Source organism: Streptomyces sp. NPDC005435 (genome assembly GCF_040703155.1).
Classification (GTDB): domain Bacteria; phylum Actinomycetota; class Actinomycetes; order Streptomycetales; family Streptomycetaceae; genus Streptomyces.
In genome coordinates, this window is sequence record NZ_JBEXEQ010000002.1 from 113,292 (window position 1) to 138,555 (window position 25,264).

The 25,264-nt window shown below is 73.0% G+C and carries 23 protein-coding genes; 15 read left to right on the forward strand and 8 right to left on the reverse strand.

All coding sequences use genetic code 11. The features are described 5' to 3' along the window. Positions 1-382: 382 nt before the first annotated feature. The gene (locus AB0898_RS03565) at positions 383-1,147 is read left to right on the forward strand and encodes a ferritin-like domain-containing protein (RefSeq protein WP_366801149.1); all 765 of its coding nucleotides are present in this window, start codon (positions 383-385) and stop codon (positions 1,145-1,147) included. 37 nt (positions 1,148-1,184) lie between these two features. Here the strand turns inward: AB0898_RS03565 and AB0898_RS03570 are convergent, their stop codons facing one another. The 4 genes from AB0898_RS03570 to AB0898_RS03585 form a co-directional block, all read right to left on the reverse strand. Beyond that, entirely contained in the window at positions 1,185-1,454 is a 270-nt protein-coding gene (locus AB0898_RS03570; protein ID WP_366801150.1) for a hypothetical protein, read from the reverse strand. 177 nt (positions 1,455-1,631) lie between these two features. Beyond that, on the reverse strand, positions 1,632-1,859 hold the full coding sequence (locus AB0898_RS03575) for a DUF3107 domain-containing protein (RefSeq protein WP_366801151.1): 228 nt from the start codon (positions 1,857-1,859) through the stop codon (positions 1,632-1,634). 131 nt (positions 1,860-1,990) lie between these two features. Beyond that, positions 1,991-2,632, reverse strand: coding sequence for a TetR/AcrR family transcriptional regulator (locus tag AB0898_RS03580; protein WP_018544357.1), 642 nt, complete (start codon positions 2,630-2,632; stop codon positions 1,991-1,993). A gap of 202 nt (positions 2,633-2,834) precedes the next feature. Beyond that, positions 2,835-3,065, reverse strand: a complete 231-nt coding sequence (locus AB0898_RS03585; RefSeq protein ID WP_366801152.1) for a hypothetical protein — start codon at positions 3,063-3,065, stop codon at positions 2,835-2,837. A gap of 226 nt (positions 3,066-3,291) precedes the next feature. On the opposite strand from AB0898_RS03585, the gene AB0898_RS03590 reads away from it, so the two are divergent. The 13 genes from AB0898_RS03590 to AB0898_RS03650 all read left to right on the forward strand — a co-directional run bounded on the left by AB0898_RS03590 (position 3,292) and on the right by AB0898_RS03650 (position 18,491). Then, complete coding sequence (locus AB0898_RS03590; protein WP_366801153.1) at positions 3,292-4,305, forward strand: alpha/beta hydrolase; 1,014 nt, start codon at positions 3,292-3,294, stop codon at positions 4,303-4,305. Between the two features lie 215 nt (positions 4,306-4,520). After that, the gene (locus tag AB0898_RS03595) at positions 4,521-5,675 is read left to right on the forward strand and encodes a DUF3152 domain-containing protein (RefSeq protein ID WP_407078286.1); all 1,155 of its coding nucleotides are present in this window, start codon (positions 4,521-4,523) and stop codon (positions 5,673-5,675) included. Between the two features lie 56 nt (positions 5,676-5,731). Then, positions 5,732-5,827 carry an Ms4533A family Cys-rich leader peptide gene (locus AB0898_RS03600; RefSeq protein WP_018544361.1) on the forward strand — a complete coding sequence of 32 codons (96 nt, stop codon included), beginning with the start codon at positions 5,732-5,734 and terminating at the stop codon, positions 5,825-5,827. A gap of 185 nt (positions 5,828-6,012) precedes the next feature. Continuing rightward, the gene (locus AB0898_RS03605; RefSeq protein WP_366801155.1) at positions 6,013-7,725 is read left to right on the forward strand and encodes an ABC transporter substrate-binding protein; all 1,713 of its coding nucleotides are present in this window, start codon (positions 6,013-6,015) and stop codon (positions 7,723-7,725) included. Positions 7,726-7,729: 4 nt separating this feature from the next. Continuing rightward, a complete protein-coding gene (locus AB0898_RS03610; RefSeq protein ID WP_366801156.1) occupies positions 7,730-8,806 on the forward strand; it encodes an ABC transporter permease in 1,077 nt (358 codons plus the stop codon). Next, on the forward strand, positions 8,803-9,801 hold the full coding sequence (locus AB0898_RS03615; RefSeq protein ID WP_366801157.1) for an ABC transporter permease: 999 nt from the start codon (positions 8,803-8,805) through the stop codon (positions 9,799-9,801). The genes AB0898_RS03610 and AB0898_RS03615 overlap by 4 nt, the downstream gene beginning before the upstream one ends. After that, on the forward strand, positions 9,798-11,393 hold the full coding sequence (locus AB0898_RS03620) for an ABC transporter ATP-binding protein (protein ID WP_366801158.1): 1,596 nt from the start codon (positions 9,798-9,800) through the stop codon (positions 11,391-11,393). Before AB0898_RS03615 ends, AB0898_RS03620 begins: the two co-directional genes overlap by 4 nt. 207 nt (positions 11,394-11,600) lie before the next feature. Next, positions 11,601-13,283, forward strand: a complete 1,683-nt coding sequence (locus tag AB0898_RS03625; protein ID WP_366801159.1) for a DUF3492 domain-containing protein — start codon at positions 11,601-11,603, stop codon at positions 13,281-13,283. After that, the gene (locus tag AB0898_RS03630) at positions 13,280-14,530 is read left to right on the forward strand and encodes a hypothetical protein (protein WP_366801160.1); all 1,251 of its coding nucleotides are present in this window, start codon (positions 13,280-13,282) and stop codon (positions 14,528-14,530) included. The genes AB0898_RS03625 and AB0898_RS03630 overlap by 4 nt, the downstream gene beginning before the upstream one ends. Positions 14,531-14,738: 208 nt before the next feature. Next, positions 14,739-15,698 carry an NAD-dependent epimerase/dehydratase gene (locus AB0898_RS03635; protein ID WP_366801161.1) on the forward strand — a complete coding sequence of 320 codons (960 nt, stop codon included), beginning with the start codon at positions 14,739-14,741 and terminating at the stop codon, positions 15,696-15,698. 80 nt (positions 15,699-15,778) lie between these two features. After that, complete coding sequence (locus tag AB0898_RS03640) at positions 15,779-16,513, forward strand: spherulation-specific family 4 protein (protein WP_366801370.1); 735 nt, start codon at positions 15,779-15,781, stop codon at positions 16,511-16,513. A gap of 63 nt (positions 16,514-16,576) precedes the next feature. Further along, on the forward strand, positions 16,577-17,755 hold the full coding sequence (gene moeZ, locus AB0898_RS03645) for an adenylyltransferase/sulfurtransferase MoeZ (protein ID WP_366801162.1): 1,179 nt from the start codon (positions 16,577-16,579) through the stop codon (positions 17,753-17,755). Between the two features lie 181 nt (positions 17,756-17,936). After that, positions 17,937-18,491, forward strand: a complete 555-nt coding sequence (locus AB0898_RS03650; protein ID WP_366801163.1) for a DUF3887 domain-containing protein — start codon at positions 17,937-17,939, stop codon at positions 18,489-18,491. Positions 18,492-18,521: 30 nt separating this feature from the next. On the opposite strand, the gene AB0898_RS03655 is transcribed toward AB0898_RS03650, so the two are convergent. The 4 genes from AB0898_RS03655 to AB0898_RS03670 form a co-directional block, all read right to left on the reverse strand. After that, on the reverse strand, positions 18,522-18,902 hold the full coding sequence (locus AB0898_RS03655; RefSeq protein ID WP_366801164.1) for a hypothetical protein: 381 nt from the start codon (positions 18,900-18,902) through the stop codon (positions 18,522-18,524). Between the two features lie 57 nt (positions 18,903-18,959). Continuing rightward, positions 18,960-19,997: a serine hydrolase domain-containing protein gene (locus AB0898_RS03660; RefSeq protein WP_366801165.1), complete on the reverse strand. Its 1,038-nt coding sequence runs from the start codon at positions 19,995-19,997 to the stop codon at positions 18,960-18,962. A gap of 89 nt (positions 19,998-20,086) precedes the next feature. Further along, on the reverse strand, positions 20,087-21,631 hold the full coding sequence (locus AB0898_RS03665) for an alpha/beta hydrolase (RefSeq protein ID WP_366801166.1): 1,545 nt from the start codon (positions 21,629-21,631) through the stop codon (positions 20,087-20,089). 111 nt (positions 21,632-21,742) lie between these two features. Next, complete coding sequence (locus AB0898_RS03670; protein WP_366801167.1) at positions 21,743-24,574, reverse strand: lysylphosphatidylglycerol synthase transmembrane domain-containing protein; 2,832 nt, start codon at positions 24,572-24,574, stop codon at positions 21,743-21,745. A 143-nt stretch (positions 24,575-24,717) separates the two neighbouring features. Here AB0898_RS03670 and AB0898_RS03675 point away from each other — a divergent pair, with 143 nt between their 5' ends. After that, positions 24,718-25,143 carry an MGMT family protein gene (locus tag AB0898_RS03675; protein WP_366801168.1) on the forward strand — a complete coding sequence of 142 codons (426 nt, stop codon included), beginning with the start codon at positions 24,718-24,720 and terminating at the stop codon, positions 25,141-25,143. The last annotated feature ends 121 nt before the right edge of the window (positions 25,144-25,264 follow it).

The following is a 25,264-nucleotide window of genomic DNA, read 5'->3' on the forward strand; positions in this document are numbered from 1 at the left end:
TGCGAGGCGAGCGCGGGGTCCGGATCGACCGTGCCGGGGGCGTAGGCCGCCGTACGGGCCCACCACTGGGGCGAGCCGTGGACAGAGGACCTCTGCCGACGCTCTAGCGCTCGTACCGCTGAGGGTTCCCTCCGGTCGTCGTACGTACACGGTCGTACGGCCACGGAGGGCTGTCAGGTCGGAGCCGATCGGGCCACCGACCGGGCATCCTCATGCGTGCGGCCTGGCAGGACACGCCGAATACGTCGACGCGCTCCAGCAGGCGCATTACCACCATACCCCGGATTGCCGCACTCGCGATGGCCGATTTGGTCACGTAGTCGTCGTCACACCGCTCTGCCGGGGGGTGGAGAGGCAGGACAAGCGGGCTATTGTGCGCCTCATGACTAGCTCTGACAAGCCTGAGAACGTGGTCCCGGCTCCCGCCGAATCCGCCGAGACCACCGGTCCCACCGGGGTCGCGGCCAAGGACTGGGCGTCGGCCGCGGCCGACCCGCAGTACCGCGCGGCGGTCGTGGACCTGCTCGGCGCGCTGGCCTACGGCGAGCTGGCGGCGTTCGAGCGCCTCGCGGAGGACGCCAAGCTGGCGCCGACCCTCGCGGACAAGGCGGAGCTGGCGAAGATGGCCTCGGCCGAGTTCCACCACTTCGAGCGGCTGCGGAACCGGCTGACCGAGATCGGGCAGGAGCCGACGGCCGCGATGGAGCCCTTCGTCGCCGCCCTGGACGGCTTCCACCGGCAGACCGCGCCCTCGGACTGGCTGGAGGGTCTGGTCAAGGCGTACGTCGGCGACTCGATCGCGAGCGACTTCTACCGCGAGGTCGCGGCCCGCCTCGACTCCGACACCCGCGAACTGGTCCTCGCCGTCCTGGACGACACCGGGCACGCGGGCTTCGCCGTGGAGAAGGTGCGCGCCGCCATCGACGCCGACCCGCGCGTGGGCGGACGGCTCGCGCTGTGGGCGCGGCGGCTGATGGGCGAGGCCCTGTCCCAGTCGCAGCGGGTGGTCGCGGACCGCGACGCGCTCTCCACCATGCTGGTCGGCGGCGTGGCCGACGGCTTCGACCTCGCGGAGGTCGGCCGGATGTTCACCCGGATCACCGAGGCGCACACCAAGCGGATGGCCGCACTCGGCCTCGCCGCCTGACGTTCCGTCGCCCCTGCGGCTCTCTCCCTACGGGCGGCTACGCCGGCGCGGACCGTCGGCGCAGCCGCCCGGCCGGGCGCAACAGCAGCGACAGCGAGGCGGCCGAGACGACCGCCGCGCCGAGCAGCGTCACCAGAACGGGCGCCGCGCCGAGCGCGCTGTGCGTGACGAAGTCACCGAAGAGGGCTCCCGCGAGACCCGTCGCGAACACCAGTGCGCGTGAGGGCAGCCGGTGCGGCAGACGGCGCGCCGCCGCCCAGGCCAGCGCCGCCCCGAGCGCGGCCGATACGAGCACTTCCAGGATCATCGCGAGGTACCTCCACGGTCGGGCGTGCTCTTGAGGTCGTAGCCCGTCTTACCCGTGACCTGCGGATTCCAATCACCCTGTGCGCCGGTTGTGGGCGGTTTCGGGTGTCTGTACGACGAAGGGCCCGGTGGCGCCAAGCCACCGGGCCCTTCTCGTCGGCTTTCGCCGACGCGTGTCCTACAGCGTGCCGAAGCCCACCTTGCGGACGGTCGGCTCGCCGATCTCCACGTACGCGAGGCGGTCCGCCGGGACCAGGACCTTGCGGCCGCGCTCGTCCACGAGGCTCAGCAGCGCCGACTTGCCGGCCAGCGCCTCGGCCACCAGGCGCTCGACCTCGTCCACGCTCTGACCGCTCTCCAGAACGATCTCGCGGGGCGCGTGCTGCACGCCGATCTTGACCTCCACGGCTATGTCCCTCCGACGGTCAGTGATGTGCGCGATCTGCCGCGCCGTACGCTGCACACATTAGCCCGGTGAGGGGACGAGTACGCCGCGCGCACGAACGCCAACAGCGAACACGGCGCGTCCGGGCCGCCTCAGTGGTGGTCGGTGCCGTGCAGCGGGAAGCCCGCGATGCCCCGCCACGCCAGCGACGCCAGCAGCTGCACCGCCTGGTCGCGCGGCACGCTGCGGTCGCTGTGCAGCCAGGAGCGCGCGACGACCTGGGCGAGTCCGCCGAGCCCGGAGGCGAGCAGCATGGACTCCGCGCGCGAGAGGCCGGTGTCCTCGGCGATGACCTCGCAGATGGCCTCGGCGCACTCGGTGGTGACCTTGTCGACGCGCTCGCGCACGGCGGGCTCGTTCGTCAGGTCCGACTCGAAGACCAGACGGAAGGCGCCGCCGTCGTCCTCGATGTAGGCGAAGTAGGCGTCCATGGTCGCGCGGACGCGCTGCTTGTTGTCCGTCGTCGAGGCCAGCGCGGTGCGCACGGCGTGGATCAGGGACTCGCAGTGCTGGTCGAGCAGTGCCAGATACAGGTCGAGCTTGCCGGGGAAGTGCTGGTAGAGCACCGGCTTGCTGACTCCGGCGCGCTCGGCGATGTCGTCCATCGCCGCCGCGTGATAGCCCTGCGCGACGAACACCTCCTGGGCGGCGCCCAGGAGCTGGTTCCGCCGGGCGCGGCGCGGCAGACGGGTGCCGCGCGGGCGTGCCGCCTCTGTTTGCTCGATGGCTGTCACGCCGCCTCCCAAGGTCGTCCTCTTGCGGTACAGGCCGCGCGGCCATCGTACTTTTCGGTAATCGTGGTGTGCGCGGTGCGAGCGCAGAATTTCACGTACCGGACGGCGGGCGGAAGGCGCGGAACGCGGCGCCGTGCGCCGGTCGCGGGCGCGGAGGGGCTCCGGCGGGGCTCCGGCGGGGTCCGGTGAGCATCCGGTGAGGTCAGCGGTAGTCGTCCTCGTCGAGGGTGACCACGCGCGCCTGTTCGATCAGATCGGCCTCGTTGGCCTTGGCCGGGTCCACGTCGGTCAGGGGCTCGTCCCGGTCGTCCGCGAGGCCGGCCTGCTGCTCGGCGGCGTCGTTCTCGGGCTCCTCGACACCGATCTCCGCGACCGTGCCGCCCGCGGCCTCCTGCTCCTCGATCGCGTCCGGCTCGGTGGGGTCGTAGGCCATGGCGGGCTCCCTTCCTGAGGACGTCGGCTTCCTGAGAGCGTCGGTCGAGGCGGCACCGGGGGCAGCGGGCACCGCGCGGCTTCCCGCTGTACGAGCCTAGGAGACACCTCGACGGGACGCCATGCCATCTGCCCGCCGCACGGCGGACCTCACCTGTGAACGCCGGGACGCGTGCTGTGACGGCGAACACATGAATAGCGGTGTGATCGTCTCGTAACATTGCCGCATGTCTTCGACCGAGTCGCCGTCGCTCCCGGCCGCCAGCGTCCTGCCGAGGGTCGCGCCCGTCAGGGTCGGCGAGGGCGAGCGGATGCGGTCGGTGGGGCTGCCGGGCGTCACGCTCTCGGTCCGCTCCCGCCCCGGCGCCCGCGAGGGGCTGCCGCCCGCGCTGTACGTCCACGGGCTCGGCGGTTCCTCGCAGAACTGGTCGCTGCTGATGGCCGAGTTGGACGGCGTCGTGGACAGCGAGGCGCTCGATCTGCCCGGCTTCGGCGACTCCCCGCCGCCCGACGACGGCGACTACTCCGTCACCGGGCACGCGCGCGCCGTCATCCGCTATCTCGACGCCGCCGGACGCGGTCCGGTCCACCTCTTCGGCAACTCCCTGGGCGGCGCCGTCTCCACGCGGGTGGCCGCCGTACGCCCCGACCTGGTGCGCACGCTCACCCTGGTCTCCCCGGCCCTGCCCGAACTGCGCGTCCAGCGCAGCGCCGCGCCCACCGGACTGCTCGGGGTGCCGGGCATCGCCGCGCTCTTCAACCGGCTCACCCGCGAGTGGACGGCCGAGCAGCGGGTGCGCGGTGTCATGGCGCTCTGTTACGGCGACCCCGCGCGCGTGTCGCCCGAGGCGTTCCAGTACGCGGTCGAGGAGCTCGAACGGCGGCTGCGGCTGCCGTACTTCTGGGACGCGATGGCCCGCTCCGCGCGCGGTATCGTCAACGCGTACACCCTGGGCGGTCAGCAGGGGCTGTGGCGCCAGGCCGAACGTGTCCTCGCGCCCACGCTGCTGGTCTACGGCGGCCGTGACCAGCTCGTAGGCTTCCGCATGGCCGCCAAGGCCGCCCGCGCCTTCCGCGATTCCCGTTCGCTGTCCCTCCCGGACGCCGGGCACGTGGCGATGATGGAATACCCGGAGGTCGTCGCGACCGCATTCCGTGAACTCCTCGGCGAGCAAGGCGGATCGGCCGCGAAAGAAGTGAACTCCGGCGCACACGAAGCCGGTTCGGATTCAGAGAGCTGAGGTCAGGGGTGGGACGTCACAGCCGCCGGGGCCCGACCCCGAGGGACACGGCCGCCCCTGCGCAGACGCAGCGGGCCGAGGGCACGGCGGCGGAGGCCGGCGGAGGGATTCCGGGCGCGCGGGACGGGTGGGACGGTTTCGCGGGGCAGCAGGGTCCGGCGGCGCCGGCGGCGGGTGCCGCCCATGGCTCCGCCCCGTCCTACGGCACCGGTCCCATGACCGGGGGCGCCGGGCGCGGTCCCGGTGGTCCGGCCGCGCGGAGCGGTCCCCCGTTCGGGGACGGGCAGACCCGCGGCGGTCACCCCGAGGTGCGTGAAGAGGGCGGCGGCTGGGGCGTGTTCCACCCGCCCGGGCGGGACGGGGCCGGTGCGGCCCCGGGTCCGCGGCGGCCGTTCCCCCGGCAGCGGCGGGCCGAACCGGCCGCTGCCGCGCCACCGGCCGGCGGGTCCGGGCGCGGACCCCGGCAGGACTATCTGGACGCCTTCGAGGCGGAGTCGGCCGCCGCCGCGCCGCGCGTCACCGCGCCCGTCGAGCCCGCCGGCGCCCCCACCGAGCCGTTCGGGCCGCCCGTGCGGCGGCACGGCACCAAGGGGCGTACGTTCACCGGCGTCGCGGCCGCCGCCGTGACCACCGTGCTCGCGGTCGTCGTCGCCGGACAGGTGGCCGACGGCCGGGCGGACGGCCAGTCGCGCACCGCCGCCGACGGCACCGAGGGCGCGCGCACCGCCGCCCAGGCCGCCCCCTCGGCCGCGCCGAGCGCCGTCCCGCTGACGTACGAGCAGAAGATGGGCCGCCTCTATCCGCTGGGCGCGAAGCTCAAGGGCTCGGGGAAGTTCGAGGCCGTGCCCGGCTTCGCCAAGGCCCCCGGCACCGGACAGAAGCTGACCTACCGCGTCGACGTGGAGCAGGGGCTCGGCCTGGACGGCGCCCTCTTCGCCGACGCCGTGCAGAAGACGCTCAACGACGACCGCAGCTGGTCCCACGACGGCGCCCGCACCTTCGAGCGCGTCTCGAAGGGCAAGCCGGACTTCGTGATCACGCTCGCCAGCCCCGGCACCACCGCCGTCTGGTGCGCCAAGTCGGGCCTGGACACCACCGAGGACAACGTCTCCTGTGACTCGGCGGCCACCGAGCGCGTGATGATCAACGCCTACCGCTGGGCGCAGGGCAGCGTGACCTACGGCGACGCGAAGATCCACGCCTACCGGCAGATGCTCATCAACCACGAGGTCGGCCACCGTCTCGGCCACGGCCATGTCACCTGCCAGAAGGACGGCGAACTCGCGCCGGTCATGCAGCAGCAGACCAAGTTCCTCGATCACGACGGAATCCACTGCCTGCCCAACCCCTGGCCGTACCCGGTGAGTTGACCGCCGCCCCTTACGTCACATTGACATGAGTCGCATGTTCGTTCATATTTCTGCGCATGTGGTCCCGTCCCGCCGTCTGCCGTAGCGCCGCCATCGAGCTGGCGCTCATCGGCGTGACCGCGCTCTGCGTGGCCGACATTCACTGTCGCTGACGCCGCCGCTTCGGCGTTCGCGTCGGGATATCCCTTTTCCTCCCTGTTTGCGCCCCCTTGGGGTCGCGGACCTCTCGACGATCGACGCCGGGGCCGACATCCGTCCGCGGATGTCTCATTCCTCGTCCCTGTGTCTCACCCTTCGGGAAATTCCCGGGGGTTCCCCCGAGAGGTCGTCTATTCCGATGCGTCAACCGTCCCTCATAGCGCGCCGCGTGGCAGCGGCATCCGTCGGCCTGGTCGTGGCAGCGGGCGCCGCCGCCTGCGGTCCGAAGGACAACGATGCCAAGGGCGCCGGCGGCGACTCCACGCCCCACAAGGGCGGCACCCTCACCGTGCTGAACTCCCAGCCCCAGTCGGACTTCGACCCGGCCCGCCTCTACACCTCCGGCGGCGGCAACGTCCCCTCGCTGGTCTTCCGCACCCTGACCACGCGCAACCGCGAGAACGGCGCGGCGGGCGCCAAGGTGGTCCCCGACCTCGCCACCGACACCGGGCGTCCCAGCAAGGACGCGACCGTGTGGACGTACACCCTGAAGCCCGGCCTGAAGTACGAGGACGGCACGCCGATCACCTCGGCGGACATCAAGTACGGCATCGAGCGCTCCTTCGCCCCCGAACTCTCCGGCGGCGCCCCCTACTTGCGCGACTGGCTGACCGGTGCCGCCAAGTACCAGGGCCCGTACAAGGACAAGAAGGGCCTGGCCGCGATCGAGACGCCCGACGCGCGGACCATCGTCTTCCATCTCAACAAGCCCGAGGGCGAGTTCCCCTACCTGGCCACCCAGACGCAGTTCGCGCCGGTGCCCAAGGCCAAGGACAAGGGCACCAAGTACGAGGAGCACCCGGTCTCCTCCGGCCCGTACCGCGTCGTGCGCAACGACAACGACGGCGAGCACGTCCTGCTCAAGCGCAACGCGCACTGGAGCGGTGACGACGAGCGCAAGGCGTACCCCGACACCATCGACGTGCGCTCCGGGCTCGACTCCTCCGTGATCAACCAGCGGCTCTCCTCCTCGCAGGGCGCGGACGCCGCCGCCGTCACCACCGACACCAACCTCGGCCCGGCCGAACTCGCCCGCGTCAGCGGCGACAAGAAGCTCGCCGACCGCGTGGGCACCGGCCACTTCGGCTACACGAACTACATCGCCTTCAACCCGAAGGTGAAGCCGTTCAACAACCCCAAGGTGCGCGAGGCCATCTCGTACGCCGTGGACCGCTCCTCGGTGATCAACGCCGCCGGCGGCTCCGCGCTCGCCGAGCCGGCCACCACCTTCCTGCCGGACCAGAAGTCCTTCGGCTACACGCCGTACGACCCGTTCCCGGCCGGTAAGTCCGGCAACCCGGCCAAGGCCAAGGAGCTGCTGAAGGAGGCGGGTTACGCGAAGGGTCTCACCGTGACCCTGACCCACTCCAACAGCAAGGACTTCGAGACCAGCCCGGAGATCGCCACCGCGCTCCAGGACGCGCTGAAGAAGGCGGGCATCACCGTCAAGCTCCAGGGCCTGGAGGACAACGACTACCGGGACAAGATCCACAACGTGAAGACCGAGCCCGGCTTCTTCCTCGCGCACTGGGGTGCCGACTGGCCCTCCGGCGGTCCCTTCCTCGCCCCGATCTTCGACGGCCGCCAGATCGTCCGCGACGGCTCCAACTTCAACAACGGCCTGCTGAACGACAAGTCGGTCAACGACGAGATCGACGCCATCAACAAGCTGACCGACCTGAACGCCGCCGCCGCCCGCTGGGGCGCGCTCGACAAGAAGATCGGCGCGCAGGCCCTGACCGTCCCGCTGTTCCACCCCGTCTACAAGCGCCTGTACGGCTCGGACGTCAAGAACATCGTGATCAGCGACTGGACCGGCGTGCTCGACATCTCCCAGGTCGCGGTGAAGTGACCCCGTGAGTGACGCCCTCGTCGCCGTCGAGGCCGCCGGGACGGACCTTTCCGTCCCGGCGGCCTCGGGGGCCCGTCTGTTCTGGCGACGGCTGCGCACCCGGCGCGCCGCCCTGGCCGCCGCGGCCGTCGTCGCCCTGCTCGTCCTGATCGCGCTCGCCGCGCCCCTGCTCACCGCACTGGAGGGCCAGGACCCGACCACCTACCACCCCGCGCTCGTGGACTCCGCGCGCGGCGGCGTGCCCGTCGGGCCGCTCGGCGGGATCAGCGCCGAGCACTGGTTCGGCGTCGAACCGCAGACCGGCCGCGACCTGTTCGCGCGCATGGTCTACGGCGCCCGCGTCTCGCTCGGCGTCGCCCTCGCGGCCACCGTCGTCCAGGTCGCCGTCGGCGTCACCATCGGTGTCGCCGCCGCCCTCGGCAACCGCTGGGTCGACCAGCTCCTCAGCCGCGTCACGGACATCATCGTCTCCCTGCCGCTGATGATCATGGCGCTCGCGCTGCTGGCCATCGTGCCCACGAGCTTCCCGCGCCCGGTCCTGGTCGCCTTCGTCATCGGCCTGGTCGCATGGGGCAACCTCGCCAAGGTCGTCCGCGCGCAGGCCCTCGCCCTCAAGGGGCTCGACTACGTCGCCGCCGCCCGGCTCAGCGGCTGGGGCGCCGTCAGCGTCGCCCGCCGCGAGCTGCTGCCCGGCCTCGCCGCGCCCGTCATCACCTACGCCGCGCTGCTCATGCCCACCAACATCTCCACCGAGGCCGCCCTGTCCTTCCTCGGCGTCGGCGTGAAGCCGCCCACGCCCTCCTGGGGACAGATGATCACCTCGGCCGACATCTGGTACCAGTCCGCGCCGCAGTACCTGCTCTTCCCGGCCGGCGCCCTCTTCGTCACCGTCCTCGCCCTCACCGTCTTCGGCGACGGCGTGCGTACGGCTCTCGACCCGCGCGCGGCGTCGCGGCTGCGGGTCGGTACGGGGCGCGGGAGCGCGAAGAAGGCTTCCGCGGCGCGGGTTTCCGCGAAGCAGGCGTCCGCGGCACAGGATTCCGCGAAGCGGGCGGGTACGACTGAGGAGGACGCCCAGTGAACGGCTTCGGCGGATTCCTGCTGCGCCGCGCGGTGGGCACGGTCATCACCCTGCTCGCCGTCTCGGTCCTCGTCTACGTGGTCTTCTACGCCACCCCCGGCAACGTCGCCCAGATCACCTGCGGCCCGCGCTGCTCCCCGGAACAGGTCCACCAGGTCGCCGGCCAGCTCCACCTCGGCGACCCGCTCTACGTGCGCTACTGGCACTTCCTGGAAGGCATCTTCGCCGGCCAGGACTACTCCACCGGCACCTCCGTCGAGCACTGCCCCGCGCCCTGCCTCGGCCTGTCGTACCAGACCGACCAGCAGGTCATGGACATCATCCTGACCCGCCTTCCGGTCAGCCTCTCGCTGGTCGCCGGGGCCATGGTGCTGTGGCTGATCATCGGCGTCGGCACCGGCGTGCTCTCCGCCTGGCGGCGCGGCCGGCTCTCCGAGCGGGTGCTGACCGTGCTCACCCTCGCGGGCTGGGCCACCCCGGTCTTCGTGCTCGGACTGGTCCTGGTGATCGTCGTCTGCGGCGAACTCCAGCTGCTGCCCTTCCCGCAGTACGTGAAGCTCACCGACGACCCCGAGCAGTGGGCGTGGGGACTGCTGCTGCCCTGGCTGTCCTTCGCCCTGATCGAGTCGGCGCCCTTCGCCCGGCTCACCCGCTCGGCGATGCTGGAGACCCTCGCCGAGGACCACATCCGCACCTTCCGCGCCTACGGCGTCAGCGAGCGGGCCATCGTCGGACGGCACGCCCTGCGCGGCGCGCTCGCCCCGGTCATCGCCCTGAACGCGAACAACCTCGGCTCGGGCATCGGCGGCGCCGTCCTCACCGAGACGCTGTTCGGGCTGCCGGGCATCGGGCAGGAACTGGTGCGCGCGGTCAAGGTGGTGGACCTGCCGGTGGTCGTGGGCATGGTCCTGGTCGTCGCCTTCTTCGTGATCGTCGCCAATGCCGTCGCGGACGTCCTGTACGCCGTGGCCGACCGACGGGTGGTCATCGCATGAGCCTGGTCGAAGTCACCGATCTCACCGTCGACTTCGGCGGCCTGAGGGCCGTGGACGGACTCTCCTTCAGCCTGGAGGCCGGGGCCGCGCTGGCCCTCGTCGGCGAGTCCGGCTCCGGCAAGTCCACTGTCGCGAGCGCCCTGTTGGGCCTGCACCGGGGCACCGGAGCCGAGGTCGCGGGGGCGGTCCGGGTCGCCGGGACCGACGTGGAGGCCGCCACGGAGGAGGAGTTGAGGCGGCTGCGGGGCGCGAAGGCCGCCATGGTCTTCCAGGACCCGCTGTCCTCGCTCGACCCGTACTACGCGGTCGGCGACCAGATAGCGGAGGTCTACCGCGTCCACACCCGCGCCTCCCGGCGGGCCGCCCGCGCGCGGGCCGTCGAGGTGCTCGACCGGGTCGGCATCCCGGACGCGCTCCGGCGCTCCCGCTCGCGCCCGCACGAGTTCAGCGGCGGTATGCGCCAGCGCGCCCTGATCGCCATGGCGCTGGCCTGCGAGCCCGAACTGCTCATCGCGGACGAGCCGACCACCGCCCTCGACGTCACCGTGCAGGCCCAGATCCTGGACCTGCTGCACACCCTGCGCGAGGAGACCGGCATGGGCCTGCTCCTCGTCACGCACGACGTGGGCGTGGCCGCCGAGAGCGTGGACGACGTGCTGGTGATGCGGCACGGCAGGGCCGTCGAACGCGGCCCGGTCGCCCAGGTGCTGGGCGCGCCCGCCGAGCCGTACACCCGCGAACTCCTGGCCGCCGTACCCAAGTTGGAGGTGCGTCGCGAGGCGCCCGCCGAGAAGCCCGGGGACGTCGTCCTGGAGGCGAGCGGGCTCGGGCGCCGATTCGGGCGCGGGAAGCGGGCGTTCACGGCCGTGGACGACGTGTCGCTGACCCTGCGCCGGGGCGAGACCCTCGGCATCGTGGGCGAGAGCGGCAGCGGCAAGACCACGCTCGGCCGGATGCTGGTCGGGCTCCTGGAGCCGACCGCAGGGACGATCACCTACCAGGGGCGCCCGCACACCGGGGTCGACCCCTCCGTGCAGATGGTCTTCCAGGACCCCGCCTCCTCCCTCAACCCCCGCCGCACGGTGGGCGATTCGATCGCCGACCCGCTGCGCGCGCAGGGCGAGCGGGACGAGGCCCGCATCCGGGAGCGCGTGACCGGACTCCTTGAGCGGGTCGGTCTGGACGCCTCCCAACGCGACCGCTACCCGCACGAGTTCAGCGGCGGCCAGCGCCAGCGCGTCGGCATCGCGCGGGCGCTCGCGGCCGACCCGCGCGTCCTGGTCTGCGACGAGCCGGTCTCCGCGCTGGACGTGACCACTCAGGCCCAAGTGGTGGCGCTGCTCGACGAGTTGCGCCGCGAACTCGGCCTGGCGCTGGTGTTCGTCGCGCACGACCTCGCCGTGGTCCGCCAGGTCAGCGACCGGGTCGCGGTCATGCGCCGGGGCCGGATCGTGGAGGCGGGCCCGGCCGACGAGGTGTACGACAGCCCGAGCGACCCGTACACCCGTGAACTCCTGGCCGCCGTACCGGCCCTGGACCCGGAGCTGGCCGCCGAGCGGCGGGCGGCCCGGCGGGAGCCCGCGGCCGCCTGACGCGGACGCGCGGCGGCGCACCGGGCTTCGCACCCGTCTTAGCGCGTCGGAACGCGCCCCGCACGCGAAAGTTACGACCGTTCACCCCTTTTGGTGGCGCGATGGACAACCGTCCGTCGCGCCACCGCCTTGTCCGCATACGTTCGTCCCGCTGCGAGCCGCCGGGAGGACGGCGGCTCCCACACACGGGAGATCGGGGGTGCACGCGTGCGCATCGGACTGCTTACGGAGGGTGGCTATCCGTATGTGAGCGGTGACGCCGGGATCTGGTGCGACCGGCTCGTGCGCGGGCTCGGGCAGCACGAGTTCGACGTCTACGCGCTCAGCCGGGACCACGACCAGGAGCGGGCGGGCTGGGTCACCCTCCCCCCGCAGGTCCACCGGGTGCGTACGGCCCCGCTGTGGACCACCGAGGACGAGGGACCCGCCCTCGGCCGGCGCGCCCGCAGGCGTCTGGCCGAGTCCTACGGCGAACTCCTCGCGGCCGTCTGGAGCGGGCCCGGTGCCGGTCAGGCGCCCGCGTCCGGGGAACTGGCGGACCGTTTCGGCAACGCGCTGTACCGCCTGGCCGAACTCGCCCGCGAGGAAGGCCCGCTGACCGGCGCGCTCCGCTCCGAGACCGCCGTACGCGCCCTGGAGCGTGCCTGTCGCGCACCCGGCGCACCGCACACCGCCCGCGAGGCCCGGGTGCCCGATCTGCTCACCGTCACCGACCACCTGGAGCGCGCCCTGCGCCCGCTCTCCCTCGGCTGGTACGGCGACGACGCCCTGGCCGCCGCCGACCTCTGCCACGCCGCCTCCGGCGGCACCGCGGCCCTGCCCGGGCTGCTCGCCCGGCACTTCTCCGGGGTGCCCCTGCTCGTCACCGAGTACGGCGTCCAGCTGCGCTCGCGCTACCTCGCCCTCGGGCCCGACGCCGCCGCCCCCGCCGTCCGCGCGCTGCTCGCCGCCTTCCACGGCAGGCTGGCCGCCGAGGTCTACCGCAGGGCCGAGATCCTCACCCCGGGCAACGCCCACGCCCGCCGCTGGCAGGAGCGGTGCGGAGCCGACCGGGCCCGGATCAGGACCGTCCACCCGGGGATGGACGCCGCCCGCTTCACCGAGGTGGGGGAGGGGCCCGACCGCTCCGACCCCGGCACGCTGGTGTGGGTCGGGCGGATCGAGCCCGCCAAGGACCTCATCTCGCTGCTGCACGCCTTCGCCGAGATCCGCCGGGAGGAGCCCGCCGCGCGGCTGCGCATCGTGGGCGTACCGGCGGACGCCGAGGGCGAGGCGTACCTCGGGCACTGCCGGGCGCTCGCCGCCCAGCTCTTCCCGGACGAGGCGGAGGGCGTGCACGAGGTCGGGGACAACCCCGTCTCCTTCGACGGGATCGGCGGCCCCGAGGTGCCGAGCCTGGCGGAGGCGTACGCGTCGGGGGCCGTCGTGGTCCTCTCCAGCGTGGTCGAGGGCTTCCCGGTCAGCCTGGCCGAGGCCATGTTCTGCGGCCGGGCCACCGTCTCCACCGACGTGGGCGCGGTGGTGGAGGTCATCGGCGGCACCGGGCTCGTCGTACCCCCGCGCAACCCCCGGGCGCTCGCGGAGGCGTGCGTGACGCTGCTGCGCGACCCCGAGCGGCGGGCCCGCCTGGGCGCCGCCGCCCGGGCCCGCGCGGTCGAACTGCTCGGCGTCGAACAGAACATCACGGCATTTCACGGCATTTACCTGGAGATCGTCTCGCACTGTCCGGTCCACCGCGACGACACCGGCGAGCCCCTGCCCTTCGCCACCCCGGCCGAGATCCACGCCCCCGGCCGCCTCACCGCCCCCGCGGCACGCCCGGCCCCGGCCTGGGCGGACCCCGATCCGTCCCGCCCGGTGGCGGCGACGGCAGGGAAGGGGACGCGATGAGCGGCGGCAGAACGGCGGGAGAGCGGGGCGGTACGACGATGAGCGCGCGCGTGGACGGAGACGCCGGGTCCGAGGGCATCGGACCGGCCGAGACGGTCGCCCCCGAGGCACCCCAGGTGTCGGCGGGCCCCGCGAAGACCACCCCCCGGCGCGGCACCGCCGACCCCGTGAAGTCCCTGCTGCACCAGCACCGGGACCTGTGCGAGAGGGCCGTCGACGCGCTGGAGATCGCGGCAGGTCTTGAGGCGCACGGTGTCACCGACCGCACCGCCGCCCGCTTCCGGCACCGCGACGTCTTCTCGCTCGCCGAGGAGCTGTACGCCCGCGTCCCCCGCGACGACGAACCGCAGCCCCCGGCGGACCCCGGCCCCGGCCCCCGTATCCGTACCGACTGGGTCCTGCTCACCCTGCTGCCCGGCGCGCTCGCCGCCGCGGCCGCCGCCGGGCTGCTCCTCACCCACGGCCAGGCCCGGCTGCTGACCGGACTCGGCGCCCTGCTCCTCACCGGCGGTGCCGTCGCCGCCGCGCTGCGCCGGGGCCCGCTGGCCACCCGGCCCGGCACGGCCGTACGGCAGCCCTCGCTCGGCACCCGCGCGGCGGTCCTCTGCCTCCTCGCCCACGCCCTCCTCGGCGACGGCTTCCTGAGCGCCGTGATCAGCGGCGGCCCCGACGACGCGCCGACCCTCGCGCCGGACGGAGCGTGGCCGGTGGCCCTCGCGCCCGTCCTGGCCCTGCTGCTGTCCCTCGCCCCGGCCGCCTGGTGCGCCCACCTGCTCGCGGCCGCCGCCCACCGCAGGCTCGCGGGCAGCCGGGGCCTGGAGGACTTCACCGCAGCCGCCCGGCCCCTGCTGCTCGGCGCCCTCGCGCTGTACCTGGCCGCGCTCGCCGCCCTGCTGGCCGTCTCCGCCGCCGTACTGCGCGAACCCTCGGCCGCTTGGCAGGCCCTCACTCTCGGCGCGCTGCTGCTGCTCGCCCGGCTGCTCACCGCGTACCACCACCGGCACGCCCCCGCCGTGGTGCTCGGCGCGGCGGCGATCGCCGAACTGGCCTCGCCCGCCCTGGTGTTGACCGGCCGGCTGCCCGGCTGCGGGTTCGCCGCCGTCCCCGTCCAGCGGCTGGTGGACGCCGGGGGACCGGCCGCCGTACCCGTCCTCGTCTGTGGCGCCGGCGCGGTGGCCCTGCTGGTCCACGCGCTGCGCACCCTCACCCGCGCCTCGGCCCACGCCCCCACCGGAGCGGCCGAGTGAACCCCCCACCGCCGTCCCCGACCGGTCCCGCCGCAGCCCGTCCAGGGCAGGGCGGCACCCGGCGGGCGGTGCCCGGCCCCGCGCCGGGACACATCCCGCCCCTCAGACCCCGCGAAGGAGAACACCAGATGACCACCTCCCGACACGGAACGCCCGGAGCGTCCGGGTCCTTGGGAGCTGCCACACCGCGCACCCCGGGAGCCGCCCGATGAGGGTCCTGCTGATCGGAGCCAACGGATACATCGGCCGCTTCGTCGCCGACCGGCTGCTCGCCGACCCCGCCGTCCAGCTCACCGCGCTGGGCCGGGGCGACGACGCCGACGTCCGCTTCGACCTCGCCACCGGCAGCCCCGGCGCGCTCACCCGGTTCCTGGACGCCGTCCACCCCGGAGTCGTCGTCAACTGCGCGGGCGCCACCAGGGGCGGCGCCCGTGAGCTGACCCGGCACAACACGGTCGCCGTGGCCACCGTCTGCGAGGCGCTGCGGCGCAGCGGCTGCGGGGCCCGGCTGGTGCAGATCGGCTGCGGCTCCGAGTACGGTCCCAGCCAGCCCGGCTCCTCCACGGCCGAGGACGCCGTACCCCGCCCCGGCGGCCCGTACGGCGTCAGCAAGCTCGCCGCGACGGAACTGGTCCTCGGCTCGGGCCTCGACGCCGTCGTCCTGCGGGTGTTCTCGCCCGCAGGTCCAGGCACCCCGGCCGGCTCCCCGCTGGGCAGGCTCGCCGAGGCCATGCGCCGTGCCATGCAGTCCGGCGACGGCGAACTGAAGCTCGGCGGCCTCGGCGTCCAGCGCGACTTCGTGGACGTACGCGATGTCGCGCGCGCGGTGCACGCGGCCTCGCTCTCCGCCGCCCAGGGCGTCATCAACATCGGCTCGGGCCGCGCGGTCCGGCTGCGCGACGCGGCCGCCGTGCTCGCCCGGGTCGCAGGGTACGGCGGCTCCCTGCACGAACTCGACGCCCCGCCAGGCCCGTTGCGCGGCCCGCTCGGCCATCCGCGCGGCGACGCCGACCACGCGGGACCGGTCGCCTTCCCCTACCCGGACGGCTGCGGCAGCTGGCAGCAGGCCGATGTCCGCACGGCGCGGGACCGGCTCGGCTGGCGCCCCCGGATCAACCTGGAGGAGTCGCTGGCCGACATCTGGATGGAGGCGGCGTGCCGAATCTGACGGGTGGCGGCGGCGTGCCGCATCTGACGGGTGGTGGTGGGGGCTCGGACCTGACGGGTAGCGGCGGGGGACCGGATCTGATGAAGGCCGGGGGCGCCGGCAGTACCGCGGTGCGTACCGGCCTCGGGATCTACGACTACGCCCACCCCCTGGTCGCCCCGTCCCAGTGGGCGGAACTCACCCGCCCGGGCACCCCGCTCGACTGGGTCGTGCTCAACGTGGCGGCGGGCCCGGGCGTCCGCCCCGACCCGCACTGTCTTCAGGCGGCGGGCCGGCTGCGCGACGGCGGCGTGCGCGTCCTGGGCCATCTCGACCTGGCCCACGGCACGCGCCCGTACGCCGACCTGCTCGGCGACGCCCACCGCCACCTCGACTGGTACCGGGTGGACGGCTTCCTCCTGGAGCGCTGCCCGGCCGACCGCGCCGCGCTCCCGGAGGTCCGCCGCCTGGCCACCACCCTGCGGGCGCTGCGCGAGGACGCGTACCTCGTGCTCGGCCACGGCTGCCATCCGCACCCGGGGTACGCGGAGAACGCCGACCAGCTGCTCACGTTCCGGGGCCCCTGGACCGAGTACCGCTGGTCGCAGGTCGCGGAGTGGACGGCCGACTACCCGGCCGACCGGTTCTGTCACGTCGTCCACGGCGTGCCGCGCGGCCATCTGGAGGAGGCGCTGCGCATCGCCCGCTGGCAGGGCGCGGGCACCGTCTACCTCACCGACCGCACCGACCGGGGCGGCCAGGAGAACCCCTGGGAGACCATGCCCGGCCACTGGGACGACATCGTCTCGCGGGTCGGAACGGGTGTCTCGGAATGAAGAAACGCGTGGCAGTGTTACGGGAAGAACAACCGTAGTGAACGACCGACCAACGGAGTCCCCGTGTCGCTGCCACCCCTGGTCGAGCCCGCCGCAGAGCTCACCGTAGACGAGGTCCGCCGGTACTCCCGCCACCTGATCATCCCGGACGTCGGGATGGACGGGCAGAAGCGGCTGAAGAACGCCAAGGTGCTCTGCGTGGGTGCCGGCGGCCTGGGCTCGCCCGCGCTGATGTACCTGGCGGCGGCGGGTGTCGGCACGCTCGGCATCGTGGAGTTCGACGAGGTCGACGAGTCGAACCTCCAGCGCCAGATCATCCACAGCCAGGCCGACATCGGCCGCTCCAAGGCCGAGTCCGCGCGGGACACGGTCAAGGGCATCAACCCGTATGTGAACGTGGTCCTGCACGAGGAGCGGCTGGAAGCCGAGAACGTGCTGGAGATCTTCGGCCAGTACGACCTGATCGTGGACGGCACGGACAACTTCGCCACGCGCTACCTGGTCAACGACGCGTGCGTGCTGCTGAACAAGCCGTACGTCTGGGGCTCGATCTACCGCTTCGACGGCCAGGCCTCCGTCTTCTGGTCCGAGTACGGCCCCTGCTACCGCTGCCTCTACCCGGAGCCCCCGCCGCCCGGCATGGTCCCCTCCTGCGCCGAGGGCGGCGTGCTCGGCGTGCTGTGCGCGTCCATCGGTTCCATCCAGGTCAACGAGGCGATCAAGCTCCTCGCGGGCATCGGTGACCCGCTGGTGGGCCGCCTGATGATCTACGACGCCCTGGAGATGCAGTACCGCCAGGTCAAGGTCCGCAAGGACCCGAACTGCGCGGTGTGCGGCGAGAACCCGACCGTCACGGAGCTCATCGACTACGAGGCGTTCTGCGGCGTCGTCTCCGAGGAGGCCCAGGAGGCCGCCACCGGCTCCACGATCACTCCCAAGCAGCTCAAGGAGTGGATCGACGACGGCGAGAACATCGAGATCATCGACGTCCGCGAGCCGAACGAGTACGAGATCGTCTCCATCCCGGGCGCCAAGCTGATCCCGAAGAACGAATTCCTCATGGGCTCCGCCCTGGAGACCCTCCCGCACGACAAGCGGATCGTCCTGCACTGCAAGACGGGCGTCCGCAGCGCGGAGGTCCTCGCGGTGCTGAAGTCGGCGGGGTTCGCCGACGCGGTGCACGTGGGCGGCGGCGTGATCGGCTGGGTGAACCAGATCGAGCCGGAGAAGCCGGTGTACTGAGTTTCTTGCTTGAGGGAGGCCCACGGCGCCGCATTGTGCGGGCGCGGTGGGCCTCTGTCGTTGTTGCGGGGGGTTGTGCGGGCGGGGAGTGCCGGCCCGGGGGTGCCGCTTCCGAAGCGTGTAAAGGCTCCCTTGACAGGGCGCCCTGCTGGCGGGGCACGCCTCCGCGCTGGCCGGGGCGGTGGGCAGTCCGCTGAGCGCCCCCGCGTATCTGGACCTGGTCCGCCGGTCCCGGGACGTGGACGCGCTCGCGGAGCAGGTGCTCAGGCTGTGCGTGCGGCAGTGCCGGGACGCGGGCCACACCTGGCAGGAGATCGGTGACCTGCTGGGCGTCACCCGCCAGGCCGCCTTCCAGCGGTTCGGCAAACCCATCGATCCCCGGACGGGAGAACCCATGGACAAGACGGTGCGCATGACGGACGCGGCCGAACGCGCGACGCGGATCGTGCGGGACGTCCTGGAGAACCGCATGGACGAAGCACGGCGCTCCTTCAACTCCCAGGTCCTGGAGGCCTTCACCGACGAGGTCCGCGGCAACGGCCTCGCCGCCGTCGCCGGCCTGGTCGGCGCCTTCGAGTCCTACCCCGACACCGCCCCCTTCGTCCGCCGCGTCGGCGATCACACGGTCGTCGACGTCCCCCTCCGCTACGAGGCCGGCGACATGAAGGCGCGGGTCGCCTTCGACGACGACGAGAAGGTGGCGGGGCTGTTCATCTTGCCGCCGGAGGCGCCGTAGGGCTGCGGCCGGGCGCGTAGGCGGGCTTCATCAGCCCGCGCGCTCGGGCGCCTCGACCCCTTCGGCGAACAGACGCCGAAGCTGCCCGACCAGCAGCCCGGGAGCGACCCAGGGGGCGACGGGCAGCCACGTCACGGCATCGAGCGCGGGACCGCCCGCCGCGTCGAGGGGCGCGCACCCCCAGCCCCGACGCCCACCCCTGACCCCCCAGAACACCACGACCCCGTGCCCCCAGGGCCCCTGACGAAGCGCCCGATCCCCCTCGGTCCAGTAGAAGGCCGTCCCCCCGGCCTCGTCCCACCGCTCTCCCGGCGGCATCCCCGCGTCTTCGAGAGCCTGCGCCGCGGCCGAGCAGTACTGCCGGATCTCGGCGTAGCCGGTCGCGGCGGAGCCGCCATCCCGAACAGCCACAGCTCCCCCCTTCAGCCGGCGTAGCGCGCCGCGAGCGACGGTATCGCCGGGCAGACACTACGGGCGCGCGAAGGCCGCCGTCCGGAAACCGTTCCGTACGGCGGTGATCGGGCCCCGGTCCCGGTTGTAGAAGAGCTTGTTGGTGAGGAGGAGTGCCCAGCGGCCCTGTTTCGGGCTGATCCACATGCCGGTTCCCGTGAAGCCGTAGTGCGTCCAGATGTCGTCGGCGGGGGCGGTGCCGGGGGCCGGGTGCCAGAAGAGGCCGCGGGGTGGGGTGAGTTGGGCTGTCCGGACGCGCAGGGAGTTCTTCACCCAGGACGGTCCGAAGGTGTCCGCGCCCGGGGCGAGAAGGTGGCGCAGGAAACGGGCCAGGTCGTCGGCGACGGAGAAGACGCCGGAGATGCCGCACACTCCGCCGAGCAGGCGGGCGGAGAAGTCGTGGACGGTTCCCCGGAGATGGGCGCCGGTGGCGTCGTCGTACTCGGTGGGTGCGCACAGGGCGGCGGTGTCGGCGGGGAGCGGGCCGAAGCGGGTGCGGGTCATGCCGAGGGGGAACCAGACGCGTTCGGCGGCGAGTTGGCGCAACGCCCGGCCCGAGAGGTGTTCGGTGAGGTAGCCGAGGACGAGGGCGGCACGGTCGGTGTACTCGACGGCTTCGCCCGGAGGACGGTGCAGGGCTTCGTGGAGCACGCCGTCGCGGACGTCCTGACGGTCGGCGCCGTAGAGATTCCTGAGGTTGGCCCGCAGGGGAAGTCCCGCCGTGTGGGTGAGCAGGTGGTGCGCGGTGACCGACCCGAGGGGATGCCCGGCGACCTCGGACCAGAAGCTCCCCAGCGGCGCCCGCGTGTCCAGCTTCCCGGCCTCCACGAGGGTGCCGACGACGGACCACACGGCGAGGATCTTGGTGAGGCTGGCGAGATCGAAAGGGGTGTCCACTCGCATGGGCTCACCAGGACGCCCGGGGTCCAACAGCCCTACGGCACCACTGCTTTGGATGCCACCGGCATCACCCACGGCCCACACCGCACCGGGAAAGACCTGCTGGTGCACACCGGTTCGCAGCAGCTCCGCGATCCGCCGCCCCTCGTCGGTCATGGTCGTCCTGTCGCGTCGGGAGTCCACTCGTTCCCCATGAATCCTCGCGCCAACCGGGCCTGTCCGCAGCCCGGTCGAGAACAACGGGCTCAGGAGCACACCGTGTTCGCCTTCGGGACCGCGCCGTTGAGCAGGTAGCCGTTCACCGCGCCCTGTACGCAGCGGTTCTTGCTGTCGTACGCGCCGTGGCCCTGGCCCTTGTAGGTGAGTTCGACGCCGACACCCTCGCCCAGGGCGTCGGCCATCGCGCGGGCGCCCTCGTACGGGGTGGCGGGGTCGCCGGTGTTGCCGACGACCAGGATGGGGGCGGAGCCGGGGGCGTGGACGTCGGGGTGGTCGGCGGCGCCGGGGACGGCCCAGTCGGTGCAGCCGACCATGCCCCAGGCGAGGTAGTCGCCGAAGACGGGGGAGGCGGCGCGGAAGTCGGAGAGCTTGCCGCGGACGTAGGCGGCGTCGTAACGGGGCTTCTCGTCGGCGCAGTTGATGGCGATGTTGGCGGCGGTGATGTTGCTGTACTCGCCGTTCTCGCCGCGCCCGTTCATGGAGTCGGAGAGCAGCATCAGGATTCTGCCGTCGCCCTCGTAGGCGTCCTCCAGGCCCTCGGTCAGGTACTCCCAGAAGTCCTTGGAGTACAGGGACTGCGCGATGCCGTTGGTCGCGGCGGTCTGGGTCAGCTTGCGCGGGGGGAGGCCCGGAATGGGCTGTTTCTCAAGGGACTTGAGGAGCGCGGCGATGCGGTCCTTCACGTCCTCGGGCGTGTCCCCGACCGGGCAGTCCTCGATCTTCGACGTGCAGTCGTCCGCGAAGTTGTCCAGCGCCAGCTGGAAACCGCGGGCCTGGCCCAGGGCCCCCTGCTCCGGTGTCTGGGTGGGGTCCACGACCGCGTCGAAGACGGCACGGCCGACCCGCTTGGGGAACAAGTGCGCGTACACACCGCCGAGTTCGGTGCCGTAGGAGATGCCGAAGTAATGCAGCTTGGAGTCCCCGAGGACCTGGCGCATGAGGTCCATGTCGCGGGCCGCGTCGGTGGTGCGGACGTGGGGCAGGACCTTCTTGGAGTTCCGCTCGCAGGCGTCGTTGAACTTCCGCGTACGGGCGACGAGTTGCTTCTCCTCGGCCGTCGTGTCCGGCGTCGCGTCCTGCTGGAAGTACGTGTCCAGCTGGGCGTTGCTCTCGCACGTCACCGGGTCGCTGCGGCCCACCCCGCGCGGGTCGAAGCTCACCAGGTCGTACCGGGTGCGCAGGGCCGCGTAGTCCTCGCCGAACGCGGGCAGCGTGGTGACGCCGCTGCCGCCGGGACCGCCGAAGTTGAACACGAGGGAGCCGATGCGCTCGCTCGCCGGACCGCTGGCCTTGGCGCGGATCAGGGCGATGCCGATCGTGTCGCCCTTGGGCTTGGCCCAGTCCAGCGGTGCCCGCATGGTCGCGCACTGCCACTCGGCGCCGCCGGGCAGCGGGGAGGGCGCGGTGCCGCCGCCCTCCGCCTCGGAGGGGGCCGGGCAGTCCTTCCACGTCAGCTTCTGCTTCGTCAGATCCCCGGTCGACGGCGAACTGTCGCAGCCGGCCAGCAGGGCGCCCAGGAGGACGACGCTGGTGGTCAGGGCGGCGGCGCGCAGCCGGGAGGGGGTCACCATGTCCCCATCCTCAGGGCGCGCACGCCACCGCGCGCGGGGCACGGGCCGTACGAGGTACGGCCCCGCCCCGGGCCGCCGCGGCGTCCCCCGCGGCGCGCCCTTACGGGGCGGCTACAGCGCCCCCTTACGGGTCAGCTGGTTGAACGACAGCCACCCCGGCAGCACCGGCAGCCACAGCGTCAGCAGACGGAACAGCAGCACCGCAGGAGCCGCGACCTCCTTCGGCAGGCCCACCGCGATCAGACCGACCGTGAGCGTCGCCTCGACCGCGCCGACACCGCCCGGCGTGGGAGCGGCGGAGCCCAGCGCGTTGCCCGCGAGGAAGACCACCGCGACGCTGGCGATGCTGAGGTGCGCCGACTCGTCGCCGAACGCCCGGATCGAGGCGTCCAGGCACATCACGAAGCAGCCGGTCAGCAGCAGCATGCCGCCGATGCCGGTGACGAGCTTCTGCGGCCGCTGGAGGACGTCCAGCATGCGCGGTACGACCCCCGCGAACAGCGAGCGCACCCGCGTCACCACGAACTTCCGCAGCAGCGGCACCGAGGTCACCACCAGCACCAGCACCGCCACCGTCAGCAGCCCCGCGATGACCGTGCGGGACGGCGACAGCGAGGGCGTCTTCTCGGTACCGGTCAGATAGCCGAAGGACAGCAGCATCAGGATGTGACAGCCGAGCCCGAACAGCTGCGAGGCACCGACACTCGCCACCGCGAGACCCGGGCGTACGCCCTGCCGCTGGAGGAAACGCGTGTTCAGCGCGACACCGCCGACCGCCGCCGGGGCGACGATCTTCACGAAGGAGCCGGCCACCTGCGCCGCCACCGTCCGCAGGAACGGCACCCGCTCCGGCACGAACCCGAGCAGCGCCATCGCGGCGGCCACGTAGCTGAGCGCGGAGAAGCCCACCGCCGCCGCCACCCAGCCCCACTGGGCCTGCGCGAACAGCGTGCCGAACTCGATGTGGGTGAGCTGGGTCAGCAGGAAGTACCCGCCGATCGCGCCCGCGATGAAGCTGATCAGGGTGCGCGGCCGCACTCGTTCCAGGCGGGCGGGCTCCACCGGGGCCTGCGGCCTGATCCGCAGCACCTGGTGCCGGATCTGGGTGAGCAGGTCCTCCTCGCGGGCCTCGTCGATCGCCTCGTCGATGGCCCGCTTCTCGGCCCGCTGCTCGGCGCGGACGGTCTTCTTGTCGGGCTTCTCGGGAAGGGCCGTACCCTCCTGCGACGCCGCATCGAGCCGCGCCTGCTTGGCCAGCCGGGAGGACTCAAGCACCGCCTCGCGTTCGCGCTCGGCCCGCTCACGGGCCAGCCTGCGCAGGGTCGCGCGGGTGGAGCGGGTGAGCGCGATGGGCTGGAGCATCGGCAGACAGCCGGCCACCGCGTCCGGGCCGAGCACCTTGACGGCCGAGGCGACGGCCCGCTCGGCGCCGACCCGGAGGCCGAGCGTGGTGAGCATCTGGGCGACGTCCATGCGCAGCAGCAGATCGCCCGCCGCGATCTCGCCGCCGCGCAGCTCGGTGAGGATCACCTTGCCGGAACGATCCACCAGTACGGCGTCGCCCGCGAGCCTGCGGTGCGCGATGCGCCGGGACTGCAGCGCCCGCACCTGGTGCCAGACCTTGTGCAGCAGGTCGTCGGTGATCTCGTCGTCGGGCAGGGAGTCCAGGGTGCGGCCGCCGGTGTGCTCGTAGACCAGCATCACGGCGTCGGGGCCCAGCTCGGAGGTGGCGATCAGCTGGGGCACGTGGGCGCCGGCGGCGGCCGTCGCGTAGGCGAGCAGGGCCTCCTGCTCCAGGGCCTGTCTGAGCGACTGGAGGCTGGAGCGGGTGGCGAAGCCGCGCAGGGTGAGGTTGCGCCAGGCGCGGTAGAAGAAGCCCTGGGCCTGCTGCTCGCGGTCGACGACCGTGACGTCCAGCGGGGGGCCGTCCTCCAGGGTGACGAAGTAGCGCCGCCCCCGGTCGCCGTTCTCCGACTCCGGGGTCTCCTCGCGGACCGCGCTGACCGGGTGGAAGCCGACGGTCCTGAGGCCCGCCATCAGGGTGCGCCCGGTGGGCCGTACGTTCGGCGAGCCGACCGCGTAGAGCGTGCCGTAGGCGATGGTCCAGCCGATCAGCACCGTCAGGATGATCGCGAACGGGGTGGTGTAGCCGGTGACCAGCATCGAGAACGCGTCGAGCAGCAGCACGATCCACAGCACCGCGCGCCAGCGGGGTCTGCGGGACATGCCGACGGCCGTCATGTACGCGATGACCGGCGCGAGATAGCCGTGCACCGGGTCGGTCAGCGCGTGGATGTCGCCCGGCGCGGGCTGGGTCAGCGCCTCCTGGATGGAGGCGGGGGCGGCCCGCGCGACCCACAGGTCGGTCGCCAGCGTCACCCCGTGCGCGAGGACGGCCGCGAGCACGCCGTCGGCGATGCGCAGACCGTCGCGTTTGATCAGCCGCTCGATGGCGAAGGCGACCGGGACGAGCAGGATCGCGATGCTGGACGCCAGCCCCGCGATCTTGATCAGCAGGTCGGGCGCCTGGCCCGTGCCCTTGTGGATGTCCTGTTCGAGACCCGAGGTGGTGCCGTGCGCGAACGCGGCGAGCGCGAGCAGCAGCGCGATGGCCAGCAGGCCGATCCCGAGCCGCATGAGGTCGGAGGGGCGGTGCACGCGCGCGGGAAGCAGCGGTTCGTCGCCCTCGACCTCACCGTGGTGCGCGTCGTCGGTACCACTGGAGTGGCGCTGGCGGGCGGGGATCTGCGGGGGCCAGAAACGGCGGCCCTCCGGCCCGGCCGGGTCGCGTCCCGGGCTTCCGTCGTCGTGGCCGTCGTGGCCCTTACGGGGGTCGTCCGGACCCTTACGGGAGTCGTCCGAACCCTTACGGGAGGTGCCTGGACGCGCGGCCGCGCCAGGGGTGCCCTCCGCGTCCTCGGGGTGCACACCCTGCTGCTTCATGGTCTCTTCTTGGTCTCGTATCACCGGTCACCGCCCGCACGATGGTGGCACGTCCGGCCGTCGCAAGGGGGCATCAGGGGGTGAATCAGGGGGTCGGTGGTCTTCCGTACCCGTTGTCGGTGCCGTGCGGCAGGATGGGGCGGATGAGCGAGCAGAGCCCCGCCGGTGCCGCCCAGGACGGGCCAGGCGACGCGCTTCCCGAGTACGCCGAGCGCGTCCTGGAGGTGGCCGAGCTGATCCCGCCCGGCCGGGTCATGACCTACGGCGACGTCGCCGAGTGGCTGGAGGACGAGCGCCGGGAGCGTACGGGCGGCGCCGGGCGCCCCGAGGGCGGGCCGCGCCAGGTGGGCCGCGCGATGGCCCTCTACGGCGGCGCGGTGCCGTGGTGGCGCGTGGTGCGGGCCGACGGCGCGCTGCTGCCGGGCCACGAGCGGCGCGCCCTCGACCACTACCGGGCCGAGGGCACCCCGCTGAAGGAGCCGGGCGGGAGCGGGCGCGGCCGGATGCCCCGGCTCGACATGCGGCGGGCGCGGTGGGACGGCGAAGCGGGCACGGAAGGTCACACCTGACAGCTTCCGGCATCCCGGGCCACCTGCGGGAACGCGCGGCTCCGAGGGGGCACACGAACGGCGCACCGGAGCCGGGGCGAGACCCCTGACCGGGCGGTCGGCGGGCCCTACGGGACGCGCC

What these genes read in the sequence shown, in the direction of transcription:
- AB0898_RS03600 (WP_018544361.1), top strand. Translation starts at nt 5,732, where the DNA reads ATGTGGTCCCGTCCCGCCGTCTGCCGTAGCGCCGCCATCGAGCTGGCG.
- AB0898_RS03590 (WP_366801153.1), top strand. Translation starts at nt 3,292, where the DNA reads ATGTCTTCGACCGAGTCGCCGTCGCTCCCGGCCGCCAGCGTCCTGCCG.
- AB0898_RS03670 (WP_366801167.1), bottom strand. Translation starts at nt 24,574, where the DNA reads ATGAAGCAGCAGGGTGTGCACCCCGAGGACGCGGAGGGCACCCCTGGC.
- AB0898_RS03630 (WP_366801160.1), top strand. Translation starts at nt 13,280, where the DNA reads ATGAGCGGCGGCAGAACGGCGGGAGAGCGGGGCGGTACGACGATGAGC.
- AB0898_RS03595 (WP_407078286.1), top strand. Translation starts at nt 4,521, where the DNA reads ATGACCGGGGGCGCCGGGCGCGGTCCCGGTGGTCCGGCCGCGCGGAGC.
- AB0898_RS03570 (WP_366801150.1), bottom strand. Translation starts at nt 1,454, where the DNA reads ATGATCCTGGAAGTGCTCGTATCGGCCGCGCTCGGGGCGGCGCTGGCC.
- AB0898_RS03675 (WP_366801168.1), top strand. Translation starts at nt 24,718, where the DNA reads ATGAGCGAGCAGAGCCCCGCCGGTGCCGCCCAGGACGGGCCAGGCGAC.
- AB0898_RS03640 (WP_366801370.1), top strand. Translation starts at nt 15,779, where the DNA reads ATGAAGGCCGGGGGCGCCGGCAGTACCGCGGTGCGTACCGGCCTCGGG.
- AB0898_RS03565 (WP_366801149.1), top strand. Translation starts at nt 383, where the DNA reads ATGACTAGCTCTGACAAGCCTGAGAACGTGGTCCCGGCTCCCGCCGAA.
- AB0898_RS03660 (WP_366801165.1), bottom strand. Translation starts at nt 19,997, where the DNA reads ATGACCGACGAGGGGCGGCGGATCGCGGAGCTGCTGCGAACCGGTGTG.
- AB0898_RS03635 (WP_366801161.1), top strand. Translation starts at nt 14,739, where the DNA reads ATGAGGGTCCTGCTGATCGGAGCCAACGGATACATCGGCCGCTTCGTC.
- AB0898_RS03585 (WP_366801152.1), bottom strand. Translation starts at nt 3,065, where the DNA reads ATGGCCTACGACCCCACCGAGCCGGACGCGATCGAGGAGCAGGAGGCC.
- AB0898_RS03665 (WP_366801166.1), bottom strand. Translation starts at nt 21,631, where the DNA reads ATGGTGACCCCCTCCCGGCTGCGCGCCGCCGCCCTGACCACCAGCGTC.
- AB0898_RS03605 (WP_366801155.1), top strand. Translation starts at nt 6,013, where the DNA reads ATGCGTCAACCGTCCCTCATAGCGCGCCGCGTGGCAGCGGCATCCGTC.
- AB0898_RS03620 (WP_366801158.1), top strand. Translation starts at nt 9,798, where the DNA reads ATGAGCCTGGTCGAAGTCACCGATCTCACCGTCGACTTCGGCGGCCTG.